We start from the raw sequence: 13843 nt of genomic DNA, 5'->3' as shown, positions 1-13843 counted from the left end.
TGATACAGGGACGTATTTTTGAGTGAAATATTAATATGACCACAGCACGTGAAGATCAGGCTTCGGCATTACTGAATCATGTTCAGCGATATCAGGCAGGGCGTTTGACCGTTTTTTTAGGAGCGGCTCCGGGCGTTGGTAAAACCTATGCCATGTTAAGCCGTGCGCAGGAATTATCGCGCCAAGGTGTTGATATTACAGTTGGTATTGTGGAAACTCATGGTCGGGCTGAGACCATTGCCTTAACTGAAGGTTTAAAAATATTAGCACGTAAAAAAATTCTTTATAAAGAGCAATATTTTGATGAAATGGATCTGGATGCCATTTTAACCTTGCGTCCCACGATAGTCCTTGTTGATGAACTGGCACATCGTAACATTCCCAATAGCCGTCATGAGCGGCGCTGGCAGGATGTGAATGAACTGTTAGATGCTGGCATAGATGTATTTACCACCATGAACATTCAACATCTGGAAAGTTTGAATGACGTGGTTTATCAGTTGACAGGGATTCGGGTTTCAGAAACCGTACCAGATCGGGTGTTTGACCGTATTCGCGATATTCGGCTGATCGATTTGCCCGTAAATGAACTGATTGAACGCTTGCAGCAGGGTAAGGTTTATCTGCCTGATCAGGCGCAATCGGCTTTACAACGTTTTTTTAGTATTCAAAATTTGACAGCTTTACGTGAATTGGCGATGCAATTTGTCGCAGAGCATGTCGAGTCGGATTTGAGAGAAACTTATCTTGCGCAAGGCACGTGTTCAATTCCGTTAAAAAATGAGATGATGGTCGCGATTGATGGACGAGGTCAGTCAGAATATTTAGTACGAGCAGCCAGTCGTTTTGCTGAAAAACGAGCATTGTCATGGACGGTAGTACATGTGGCTCAGGAGAGTTTTTACGCCGATCAAAAAAAATATGCGCCTGTTCAGTTGGAAGTCGAACAGGCATTTCAATTGGCACGTCAATTAGGGGGGAGAACCGAAATTTTATATGGTGTTAAAGTGGCTCAAACATTGAATGATGCGATTCAGGAAAAATCAATTTCATCCATGATTTTGGGTTATCACCCATCTACAGGCTTAAAACTACTTTTTAAAAGACCGCTTCATTCCATTTTATTAGAAAAAAATCAGCGACTTGAAGTAGTGTTGGAACCTTTAAGTGATAGCATTAATCAAAAGCCATTAGGGCAAGATGTTTACTTCTCTTTATTGAGCTTAAAAGAAATTTTCTTCATTTTGATGGTGACATTTACAAGTATTATCTTGGCACGAATAGCGGAAGTGTATGTCGGAGTCGATGATTTATCGATTATTTTTATCGTGGCCGTATTATTGGTTGCGACCAAGACGCGGATGTTGGCAGCGGTGATTACCGCCATGCTTTTTTTCTTTGCCTATAATTTTTTCTTTATCGAGCCGCGTTTTACTTTCCAGATTTCAGCTCATCAAGGTGTTGTCACCGTTATTGCCTACTTAGCTGCCGCGTTGATAGCCAGTCGTCTTGCATCACGCTTGCGGCAACAGGTATTGTCACTTCGGGCAGCGAATGCCTATAGCAGTCGTATGCAGGATGTCACCGCACGATTATCCAGTGCAGTTCATTTAGATGATGTCATTCAGATTGCACAAACCGCTTTTCAACAACAGTTTAATTTTCCTGTCTGGATCATGATTGCACAAAATAACATGATTCATTCTGATCGAGCATTAAGCGATAAAGAAAGAATTGCAGCGGATTGGTGTTTGAAGCATCAACAAGGCTGTGGCAAATATACCGATACACTTAGCCAGATTGACTGGTGGTTTATGCCACTTTTAGCTCAGAAACAAAATCTGGGAGTATTGGGACTAGATTTAACTCAGCAACGGATTGCTTTGAATGTGGAGCAAAAACGCCTGATCGAATCGATGGTCGAACAAATTGCCCAATCCATGTTGCGTACTCAACTGGTAGATGAACTGGAACAAGCGAAAATTATGGGTGAGACCGAGCGACTTCGTTCTGCATTACTTTCATCAGTTTCACACGATTTACGATCACCTTTGGCGTCGATGATGGGTTCTGCCGATACCCTGAAAAATTATCACTCTGCTTTGTCTCAAGAGGATCAGGATACATTGCTTGATACGATTCGTCTTGAAGGTGAACGGCTAGATCGCTATATTCAAAATCTATTGGATATGACCAGACTGGGTCATGATGGTCTCAAACTAAATCGTGACTGGATTGGTCTGGATGAACTGATAGGTTCAGCAACTCAACGGCTAAAACGCTATATGCCTGAGATCAAGATTGATATTCAGCGGGCAGAGCAACCGATAGAACTATATGTGCACCCTGCCTTGATTGAACAGGCAATTTTTAACGTGCTGGAAAATGCCGCAAAATTTTCTCCTGTGGATCAGCCGATTCAGGTGCGTACTCGAAAATGGGATGATCAGACGCTACAAATTGAAATAGAAGATCGCGGTGTTGGAATCCCCGAAGATGAACGTAATCGAATCTTTGACATGTTTTATACGATGGAACGTGGAGATCGGGGACGCTTTGGAACAGGGCTTGGACTCACTATCGTCAAAGCAATCATTGGTGCTCATATGGGTGAAATCGCAGCGACAACAGGTAGCGATCAACAGGGAACACTGATTAGAATACGTTTACCTATTCATCCAGAACAAACATGAATTAAAAAAAATGAATCAGACTCTACAAAGTTCCGTTGAAACGCGCATCGTGGTGATTGATGATGAGCCACAAATCCGAAAATTTCTGGACATTGCCTTACGTGCACAAGGCTACAAAACGATGCTTTGTGAAATAGGGATGAAAGGACTGGAGGTGCTTGCAACTCAAGGAGCGGAATTGGTAATTCTGGATTTGGGTTTGCCTGATCTGGATGGGCGTGAAGTATTGCAGGAGCTGAGAACCTGGTCGAATGTGCCAGTTATTGTATTGTCTGTCCGTGCTGATGAGCAGGAAAAAGTTGCTTTACTGGATGCAGGTGCAAATGATTATATGACCAAGCCCTTTAGTGTGCCCGAACTTATGGCGCGGATTCGGGTTGTACTACGTTCGCAGGCTACAACTGGGGTAAAAGATCAGATCGATTTTGATGATCATCATTTAAAGGTTGACTTGGCACAGCATCAGGTTTTTATTCAGGGAAATTTGATTAATCTGAGTCGTAAAGAATTTCAACTTTTGGCGTTATTATTAAAACATCGAGGGCAACTCGTGACTCAACCACAATTGCTTAAAGAGCTTTGGGGGCCAACGCATCAGGAAGATACGCATTATCTTCGAATCTTGGTGGCAAAGTTGCGTAGCAAACTAGGGGACGATGCACTACAACCTAAATATATAGAAACGGTAGCTGGTGTGGGATTGCGATTTATATAAACGATGTTTATTTTTAAAACAACTATTGAATCGTCTTATAAAGTTTGACTATGAATGATGCCATACTTGTTCATTCATTAAATGTATCTTATAAAATGTGTAGCTCGGGTTAATGATGAAAATAACAATTTTAGGTCTGGCGATTGCGTCTGTTTTACTTTCAGGTTGTGCCGCAATGAGTCTGGATGAATGTAAAACAGCAAATTGGGTAGCAGTTGGTGAAAAAGATGGTTCGAATGCGCAGGAACGTCGGCTAGATCAATATTATAAAGCCTGTTCAAAAGCAGATATCAAGCCAAATCAGATTCAATATGAACAAGGCTATCGCAAAGGGCAAACATACTATTGTCAACCCGAGAATATTTTTTATGAAGCACTAAAAGGCAATGGCAATTATCAAGTTTGCCCTGTAGAAACTCGTGGTCAATTAAGGAGTTACGATCAGGCTGCACGAGAGTACTATAATGCTGAACAAGATTATCAGCGTTATCAGGATCATTTCAAAGAATATTCACGCAAATCTTATGATGACAAACTTAAACCAGAAGATCGTGAGCGATATCGCAAACTCCTAAAGGAGCTGCAAAATGATTCTGACCGAATTAATCGTGACTATCGTGATGCGATTCGAGATCTGGAAAGGTTTAAATATCAACATGGCTTGAAATAATCAAAAGCTCTCTCAAGTTCAGTGAGAGGGCTTTTTTAGACTCTTTAGTTACTTATTTAATTGATTAAATTAAACATAATAACTGGTCTTGGTCATCAGCTTTGAAATTGCAGTCATGGTGATTTTGACAGGAAAAGGTAAATCAACACCACCTGCATTTAGTGCGGTATCGCGATGATGCAATTCATCTTCATTCATTTGCTCTAAAATACGCTTTGAACGTTCATCATAAGCGGGTAATTGATTTAAATGATCGATCAAATGAGCACTCACTTGACGCTCAGTTTCCGCAACGAAGCCCAAACTATATTTATCACCTGCAATACCTGCAATTGCACCCATGCCAAATGAAAGGCCGTACCAGATGGGATTGAGTAAACTAGGGACGCTATCTAGCTCTTTTAAGCGATCTTCACACCAAGCCAGATGATCTTGTTCCTCAATTGCGGCTTGTTCCATTTCACGGCGTACATTGGGTAGTTTTGCAGTGAGCGCCTGACCATGATAAAGCGCTTGCGCACAGACTTCACCACTATGATTGACTCGCATCAAGCCAGCGACATGACGCGCATCACTGACTGTTAGCGGCGCATCAGTTTGTTCGGCTGGGTTGCTGCGATGCGCCGCAGTCGCTCCAGGAACTAAACTTCTTAATGCTTGATCGAAAGAGTTGATCAATCGGTCGATACCCGTATAGTGACGCATGGAATTAATCCTCCAGAGAATCATGTGCTGAATTTAACATGGGTGGTAACTTACGCAGTAACCAAACTGAAAAAATAGCACTCAAGACAGCCGTAATAATAAAAAGAATTTTAATGTCAATTTTTAAAATACTTAAAATAATAATTGAAAATACTGCTGATGACACCATAAACACAGCATTCAAAATATTGTTTGCAGCGACAACGCGCGCGCGATGCGAACGCGGTGAATAAGCCTGCATCATGGCATAGAGTGGCACAATATAAAATCCACCGCTAATCCCTAATAATGTGACGGCAAGCATGACATGATAATACACCCATCCTGAGGTAAACATCTCTTTTAAAGAAAGTAACGCGCCTGTTTTTTCTGGGACAAACGCCAGACTCGCAGCCAGATAAAAAGCAAAGACTGTTAGACCAATTGCACCAATTGGCACCATTTTGATATTCAGTTCGGATCCACCAATTTTACGGCAAAGCAACGAACCTACTCCAATCCCGACTGAGAAAAAAGTCAGAAGGAGACTCACGACATTTTCCGAGGCATGTAAATTTTGCTGAGTCAGTTGTGGAATTTGCGTCAGGTAGGTTGCGCCATAAAACCAGTACCATGAATTACCCAGTAAAATCGTAAAAATTAAAGGAATACTTTTGGCATATTTGATGGTTTGAAAACTGGTTCTAAAAAAATTCCAGTCAATTTTTAAATCAGGTTCAGCAATTTTTTGCGGCAGAATAAAGCGACTACACATATAACCAAGCACTGCAATGCTGACTACAGTGATGCTAATCCAAGTCAAATTACCATGCGATGAAGAAATCACTGCGCCACCCAAAATCATACCCAGCAAGATCGCAATTGATGTTCCAGATTGAAATAAGGCATTGCCAGACATCAATTCATTGGGCTTTAAAATCTCAGGCAAAATCGCGTATTTGATTGGACCAAAAAAAGTGGAATGAACGCCCATCAAAAATAAAGCCACCATTAACAGAAATAAATGTCCTGTTATAAAGCCAACAGAACCAATCAGCATAATGATAATTTCAAGAATCTTAATCGCACGAACCAGACTGGCACGTTCATACTTATCTGCAATTTGGCCAGCAGTGGCAGAAAAAATAAAATACGGCAAAATAAATAAAAGTGCTGCAAGGTTGTTTAAGGTGCTTACGCTGGCAGATTGTTGGCTGATGAGCCCATATGTAATGACAAGTAGCAACGCCTGTTTATAAACATTATCATTCAACGCACCGAAAAACTGCGTTAGAAACATAGGTAAAAATCGACGTGATGTCAGAAGGTTGCTGTCATTTTTCATTTTTTAAAACTTCATTGCGATTTATTAAGAAATGTGATGAATTTGTTAAACCACCTTGAAAATCATGTATGATATTTTTGACGGTTGATACATTGAAAAATCAATTGATTTCCGTGTATTTATATACATTAAAGCGATTCCGATTAAAATAAGCCTAGAGTTTTACATGCTTGCAAATATTAAATTTAGACATACAACTCTTGCCCAATCTGTACGTTTTATTTTAAATGTGCATGATATCAATAAATTCATCTGTTCAAGCATGCTGTTGAGTTTATATTTTTCGCCTGTTGCTCATGCTGAAAGTATTTCAGATACCTCTATTTCTTCAAGTTTAAGTCAAAGTTTTCAGTCAGAAATAGCCAATACTCAACAAAAAAATAGTACTGATGCTGTAGCCATTCAACCCGATCAGACTACATCTAGCAATCCTCAGCATGTTGCTGATTTGTCTTCGGTCAATTCTTCTCAGAACCTATCTCAACAAGATAGTGAGGCTTTATTACAACAACAAGAACAAGCTGGAAATAAAATTGAGGCATTTAAACCGATAGAATTTGAAGATCTACAAGATATACCTGAGACACAAGTTGATGCCAATATGGCAAACGAAATCTTTAAGGTGGCGGAAGAAGCCAAACGAGAAGCTGCTAACGCTAGAAATGGGACATCCAAAGTTGCAGAAACGGGTGTTAGCGCCCCAACAGCGCAGGAGCTTGCCCAAATTAATCAAGCGCCTGTGAATGTTGATAGCTTAATGCAACACATTCAATCTGATCAGCAAATTACGGTTGAAGCGAATAGTTCAGGACGTTCGTTAAATGATATTGCTGAAGTGCATGCCGATAACCAAGATGAAAAAGTCGGTTTTTTTCGGCGCATTCTTTATAAAATTAGACCTTCTCGAAGTTTTAATACAGCTAAAGCTGATCCTCGGATTAGTGCAGAAGTGGTCGGAGCACCTGCTGACTTGGCAGCAAATATTAGCGCCAAATTATCTAGTTATACTCAGGAAGCCTTTGGTGATTTTAATGCAGCCTTACCTCAATTACGCAGTTTAAGTAATCAAGCTGCTCAGGCTGTGGGCTATTACAATGCCAAGTTTAATTTTGAAAAAATCAGCGATAGCAAAGTCAAAGTTACCGTGACACCAAATAATCCAGTTAAAGTTGAAGAGCAAAATATTGAGTTTTCTGGAGCAGGCGCAAACACTCCACAATTTCAGGTCATTCGTTTAGTACCAGATCTGGATGTCGGTGATATTTTAAATCATGGTAAATATGAACAAACGAAAAGCCGTATTGTAGAATCAGCTTCAGATAATGGTTATTTTGATGCTTATTGGCGTTTACATGATGTCAAGGTGAAACAACCAGAAGACACCGCAGCGATTAATTTAAAGTACGAAACAGGTGAGCGTTATAAGCTGGGCAATGTCGAATTCAGAATGAGTGACCCATCGAAAAAATTACCATTAAAAATGAAAGTCCTGAAAAGCATGACGCCGTGGAAAGATGGGGATGATTATGCTTTTTGGCGTGTGAATACATTAGCCAATAACCTGACCAATTCGCGTTATTTTAATTATACCTTGGTCGATACCATCAAACCTGATCCAATTGAAAAGCCATTGGAATTACCACCTGACTTACAAGAATTGGTTGATCAGCAAAAAATTGAAGAGCAGCAAGTGGCTTCCTTGCAAAAAGCGGATGCAAAATCTGGTCAAGAAGTCACGCAAAATGTAGCTGATGAAACTCAATTTGCGGGGACTCAGCCAACTGATCAGCAAAGTGAAAAATCACAAGCTGAACAACAAAAGATGCAGCAACGTGCTTCTGAAAATGACCAATTACAGGCTCAGGCACGCGAAGAAAAGAAAGTGCCTGTCATCGTGACCTTAAATGCTGATCGTTTAAACAGTGTGGAAACAGGTATTGGTTATGGCACGGATACTGAATTTCGTATTCGAACTCAATACCGACGCGCCATTGTAAATAGTTTGGGGCATTCTTTTGACGCTAACCTTGAACTATCAAAGATACGTCAGGCCATAGATGGGCGTTATAGTATTCCCTATAAAGATCCAATTAATGATTATATTAATCTGGTTGGTGGATATGAGCGTGAAGATCGTGATGACATCGGCCCTGATGTGAGCCTAGAGACTGAATCTGCGGTATTCGGGGCAGAACGCATCATCAAAAATCCGCTAGGAGGATGGCAACATAGTTTTGGTTTTCGCTATCGACTGGATCGCTTAACTCAGCATGGTGTTGTGGATAGTGATGATATTCCTGATGCATTTAAAGTCCCGGGTTCAGATGCAGAACAAGAAGCTTTATTGTTCGGATATGAACTTTCAAAAACAACGAGCAATAGCAGTATTAACCCAACGCGCGGGTTTAAACAAAGTTATAAAGTTGAGTTGGGGAGTGAGTCATTATTGTCCGATGCCAATATGGCTATTTTAACCGCGGGTTGGCGTTTTATTTATTCCTTGGGTGAAAACGATGATCATCAATTTGTCGGACGTTCTGATTTAAGTTATATCTTTACCGATGATTTTGACAAAGTTCCTTATAATTTAAGATTTTTTGCTGGCGGTGACCAAACCATACGTGGTTTTGATTATAAAAGTCTTTCTCCAGAAGAATATGGCTATAAAGTCGGTGGACAAGCACTGGCTGTTGGTTCACTTGAATATAACTACCAATTTAAGGATGGCTGGCGCGCAGCGTTATTTTCGGATTTTGGTAATGCTTATGATGAAAAATTTAAAAATGATACGGCTTATAGTGTAGGCGTGGGAATTCGCTGGAAATCACCTATTGGTCCAATTCGACTGGATGTTGCATCAGGGATTTCCGATGATAATCATCCAATTCGATTGCATTTCTTTATTGGTTCACAACTTTAAAATAAATTTGACTCAGGATTATTATGGCTGACGTAGAACAACCGGCTACTCCTACACCTCCTAAAAAGCGTCGCATTCTGAGAAATGCACTTTTGACGCTGCTTATTGTTATTATATTTTTAGTGGCTGCTTTAGGTGTGATGTTTACCACGGATCGGGGCAGTAAATTTCTGCTAGATCGGGTCATGGAGCGTCAACATATTCTGAGTTACGAGTACGATGGCGGGAATCTTTTAAAAGGTATTATTTTAAAAAATATTTGGGTGAAACTAAAAGATCTGGACGTCAAAATTGACAAAGCCGATGTGTCTTTGGGCTGGCGCGCAATTTTGAGTAAAGAGATTCACTTAAGACGTGCAGATGTACGTAATTTACAAATTATTAGCCATTCTCCACCGAGTAATGAACCTTTCAAATTTAGTGAAATTAAATTGCCATTTGTGTTACGACTGAATGAGGCTGAAATTGATCATCTAGTGATCCAAACCGTCAAATCGAAAGTCGATTTTCATGATATTTATCTTGAAGATGCAGTTTGGTCGGGGACAGAACTAAAATTTGAAAATTCCCGTATGAATATGGGCTACCTTGCGGTAGACAATGCCACAGGAAAAATGACATTTAATGGTAAATATCCTCTAAATGCGCGTGCAGATTTAATTATACCTTCGTTAAAAAGTTTAAATATTGATACGATTAAAGTCGCGGCAAACGGAAGTTTAGACACTATAAAAGCAGGCGTTGCAACCAATACCCCAGATTTGCTGACAGGTTGGGTGGTGGTTCATCCTGTGCGTGAAGGCGTGCCGATGTTTGGTCAGCTTAATTTTAAAAATTATCATTGGCCATTACTCACAGAGCAAAAATTATTTTCTAAGGATGGTACGGCCAAGTTTAAAGGAAATGTAGACAAACTGGATCTGGATCTGGCAACAGACTTAAAGGGCGAAAATATTCCAGAAGGTCAGTACACCTCATTAATGTCTACCGATCTGGTTAATGGTCTCGATATTCATGACTTTAATGGTCAACTCATGCAGGGTTTTGTGAGCTTAGCAGGACATGTTGGCTGGCATGATCACGTCACTTGGGACGTCAAAGGACGCCTGAATCATCTTAATCCAAAAGATAAAGTGATTCCTCAAGCAATCGTCGACTTTTTACCGCCATCGTTGGATGCCAATATCGCATCAGCCGGTTCACTCGAAAAAGGCACAGCGCTGACCGCAAATCTTGATTTTGATAAGTATGAATCGTGGTTAGTTAAACTTAATCAGGCTCAGACTACACCACAAAAAACAGCACAACAAAAAGCATCGCAACAAAACGTTCAACCGATGATTCTGGATGTTTCATGGAAAAATATTGATCGTGCCATGCCTTATATTGGTTGGCTAGATAGTGATGAAGGACAGGTCAATTTGGCCTTGGTGGAAGGTAAACAAGATATCCATGTCGCGACCAATGTCCGTACGCATGAACAAGCGACGTTGCCTGCGGGTCAATATGAAGCGCGCTTGAATTTAAAAGATAATATCTTGAATGTTCCTGCATTTACCTATCAGTCGCTTCAAAAAGGTAGTTTGAGTGGTCAGGCTAAAGTTGAACTGCCATCAGAAAAGCGTCAACTTAAATGGAATGCCATTTTAAATGCGAAAGACTTTAATCCACAAACGATTACTACTGCCGCGCCTGTAAATTTGCTCAATGGTGAAATCAAGGCAAATGGTTATGCCAAGCCGAATCAGCAGATTATCCAATTTGATGCGATCTCATTAAAAGGTCGTATGGCAAATTCTACTCAAAATGAAATGATCGAACTGACTGGAAAAAGTACTGCTGCAATCGTTTTTCATGATGAAAAATCGGGTGGTGGATTTAAAGGTTTTGCAGTTCGCTATGATGGTGGTCTAAATGCATTTAATCAGGGCAAAGGCTTACTTAAGTTTAATATTTCAGGAACGCCAGATTTTATAAAAATTGCTGAATTACAGCACAATGGTGTTGCGGGTAAAATATTTGCATCAGGTTCGGTCAATTTAAAAAATGCAATTGGTTGGGATATTAATGCTTCACTGGTTCGTTTTAAGCCACAATATTTTGTTTCTAGTGTTAAAGGTGAGCTCTCTGGTAACTTAAAAACTCAAGGACTCTGGGCTGAAAATTCCAAACGAATTAATATCGAAAAACTCAATATGGCGGGCTTTTTAAATAATAAAGTCGTTCGTGGTACGGGTAATCTATCGATGATAGTGAACTCTAATCAAAAAGGATTTTTACCACAGCAATTTGAGGCAAATAACTTATTCTTGGCCTATGGTAAAAATCAGGTACAGGCTTCTGGTAATGCACAAAACTTACGTTTGAAGGTCAATGCACCTGCCATGTATGAACTTTATCCTGGATTACGTGGTCGTACTTATGGATATTTGAATGTTCAGGCTCAACCAAGACTAAAAGCGACTGCAAATTTGGTGGTCGATAATTTTGGTTTTGGTGATATTAGTGTCAAAAAAATACAAATATTGGGAGAACTCCCAACTTCTGACACCACGCCAACGTCATTAAAAGCGACGTTAGATGATTTGCATCGTGGTGGACGTCAGATCCAATACGCAGGTATAACTTTATCGGGTACGCGTAAAGCACATCTGGTTCAGTTACAAGGCTGGAACTACTATTCAAAATTTTATGTGCAACTGGCAGGTGGTTTTAACCAAAATAATGACTGGCTTGGACAAATTCAACAGGGTATTTTTGACTCGCGCCGTGCTGTATTAAAGCAACAGCAAAATGCTGCGGTTATTTATAGCACAGGCAATCAGGAATTATTTGTTGGACAGCATTGCTGGGCTAGCCAAAATAGTCAGCTTTGTCTGGATCAGCCTTTAAGAGTCAGTAAAGCACGAGGAAATCTTTCAGTTGTAACCCGAGATCTGGATTTAAATGATTTCGCAGCATTTATGCCAGAAGGTTTAGCCATTACAGGTAAGCTCAATGGCTATGCTAAAGCATCTTGGGCAAATGGTGCTCAGCCCAAACTCGACGCGCAATTAATCACTCAAAATGGTGAAATTGGATTGGCTGCTACCGACCCTCAAGATCCTGCATCGACTTTAAGTTATGATCAGCTCAGTGTGATTGCCAAAAGTGTCAGTCAGGGCCTATTGTTAAGATTAGATGTCAAAACACCAGAAATTGGTACAGGCTATGCCAAAGTCATTATTAATCCTTATCAAACCCCTATGCCAATGAATGGAGAAGTGGCCTTTGATAATGTGCAACTTAAAGTGCTTAAACCTTTCATTAGTGATGTCCGTTCAATGAATGGAACTTTAGCACTGGCTGGAAAGATAAATGGAACTTTGACTCAGCCCCAAATTACAGGTGATTTACGTCTAAAAAATGGTTCGATTAGTATGATGTCATTGCCTGTCAATCTTACTAATATTCAATTGTATTCGGCGATCCGTCAGGATAACGCTACAATTAATGGAGCGTTTAATAGTGGACGTGGCGTTGGACAACTGACAGGAAATATCGACTGGAAAAATGATCCACGTGTTCAATTAAATTTGAAGGGTGATAATCTACTTGTTCGTCAAGCACCATTGATTACCGCGATTGTCAATCCAGATGTATCAATGGATGCCTATCCGCTAAGTAAACGACTGATCGTAAATGGAAAAATAGATATTCCTCGTGCTTTAATCTCTATGCCAGAAGCAAGTGAACCTGTGGTGGCAGTTTCATCTGATGTACGGGTTGTTAGAGATGGACAGGATCAACTTGCGATCTTAAAAGCAGCTAAACCGTGGGATATTCGTGCAGATGTGTCGGTCAATATTGGTAGTGAAAGAGTGATCTTTCAAGGCTTTAATAGTCGGATTCCTTTGGTGGGTCGCCTCAATTTATCGCAACGCGGACTTGAAACTGCGCTACGCGCAAGTGGTGCAATTGGTGTTAGCCAAAAAGTTAAAATAGAAGCGTATGGACAAAGCCTAGATTTAAATCGCGCGATTGCTCGTTTTAATGGGCCAATTTCTAATCCGACATTAGATGTTGATGCCAACAAATCTGTTCAAGGCAGTACAGTGGGTGTCCGTGTTACAGGTACGGCCGCTGTACCCAATATCCAGATTTATAATGATGCAGGTTTATCGGAGCAGGAAGCTCTCAATGCACTGGTGACAGGTCGTATCAATGAGGGTAATAGTGGTTTAAGCAACACAGCGGGCTTTAAATCAGATGTTAACAACACGATTGCCGCAGCTGGGATTAGTATGGGCTTAGGTGGTACTCGTGCACTTACCAATCAAATCGGACGCACTTTTGGCTTAAGTGGTTTGGCATTAGACGCGCAGGGTACTGGTGATGATACACAGGTGAGTCTAACGGGTTATATTACTCCTGACTTGTTTATTCGCTATGGCGTAGGTGTGTTTACGCCTGTGAATAAATTAACTTTACGTTACCAAATGAATAAACGTCTTTATCTTGAAGCCAGTCAATCTTTGGAACGTGCAATCGATTTGTTCTATAACTGGCGTTTTTAAGAACTTAATAAATAAGCCGCTTTCGAGCGGCTTATTCTAGACAAATAAAATAATAGTTGTATTTAACATGCCTTAATAACATCTATGTTTTGAATTAAAAAAAGTACCATCAAATAAAAATTTTTCCATTCGACTTGAGCTTGGATATCTATTCAAGAATTTAAACGCAAGTATTTATTTTTGAGCTACATTATTGTGCATTTTTCTGAATAATATTAATATAAAGTATTGAATTTAAATGATTAATTTTAATAAAATTG

7 protein-coding genes are annotated in these 13843 nt (G+C 40.1%); 5 read left to right on the top strand and 2 right to left on the bottom strand.

The genetic code is table 11. From position 1 onward, the window contains the following. Window positions 1–35 precede the first annotated feature (35 nt). The 3 genes from F944_RS05810 (at window position 36) to F944_RS05800 (ending at window position 4078) form a co-directional block, all read left to right on the top strand. Window positions 36–2693, top strand: coding sequence for a sensor histidine kinase (locus F944_RS05810; protein WP_004988071.1), 2658 nt, complete (start codon window positions 36–38; stop codon window positions 2691–2693). A 10-nt stretch (window positions 2694–2703) separates the two neighbouring features. After that, window positions 2704–3408 carry a response regulator gene (locus F944_RS05805; protein ID WP_004988069.1) on the top strand — a complete coding sequence of 235 codons (705 nt, stop codon included), beginning with the start codon at window positions 2704–2706 and terminating at the stop codon, window positions 3406–3408. A 112-nt stretch (window positions 3409–3520) separates the two neighbouring features. Then, on the top strand, window positions 3521–4078 hold the full coding sequence (locus F944_RS05800; RefSeq protein WP_004988067.1) for a DUF2799 domain-containing protein: 558 nt from the start codon (window positions 3521–3523) through the stop codon (window positions 4076–4078). 69 nt (window positions 4079–4147) lie between these two features. On the opposite strand, the gene coq7 is transcribed toward F944_RS05800, so the two are convergent. Together coq7 and F944_RS05790 are read right to left on the bottom strand one after the other, a co-directional pair. Then, window positions 4148–4783 carry a 2-polyprenyl-3-methyl-6-methoxy-1,4-benzoquinone monooxygenase gene (gene coq7, locus F944_RS05795; RefSeq protein ID WP_004988065.1) on the bottom strand — a complete coding sequence of 212 codons (636 nt, stop codon included), beginning with the start codon at window positions 4781–4783 and terminating at the stop codon, window positions 4148–4150. 4 nt (window positions 4784–4787) lie between these two features. Continuing rightward, on the bottom strand, window positions 4788–6107 hold the full coding sequence (locus tag F944_RS05790; RefSeq protein WP_004988063.1) for an MFS transporter: 1320 nt from the start codon (window positions 6105–6107) through the stop codon (window positions 4788–4790). A gap of 166 nt (window positions 6108–6273) precedes the next feature. Here F944_RS05790 and F944_RS05785 point away from each other — a divergent pair, with 166 nt between their 5' ends. Continuing rightward, entirely contained in the window at window positions 6274–9027 is a 2754-nt protein-coding gene (locus F944_RS05785; protein ID WP_004988061.1) for an autotransporter assembly complex protein TamA, read from the top strand. A gap of 23 nt (window positions 9028–9050) precedes the next feature. Beyond that, window positions 9051–13583 (top strand): translocation/assembly module TamB domain-containing protein, encoded by a 4533-nt coding sequence (locus F944_RS05780; RefSeq protein ID WP_004988059.1) that lies wholly within the window; start codon window positions 9051–9053, stop codon window positions 13581–13583. The last annotated feature ends 260 nt before the right edge of the window (window positions 13584–13843 follow it).

This window comes from Acinetobacter ursingii DSM 16037 = CIP 107286, assembly GCF_000368825.1.
GTDB classification, from domain to species: Bacteria; Pseudomonadota; Gammaproteobacteria; order Pseudomonadales; family Moraxellaceae; genus Acinetobacter; species Acinetobacter ursingii.
Note: the sequence above shows the minus strand (reverse complement) of the source record. Positions and strands in the feature narration are given on the sequence as shown.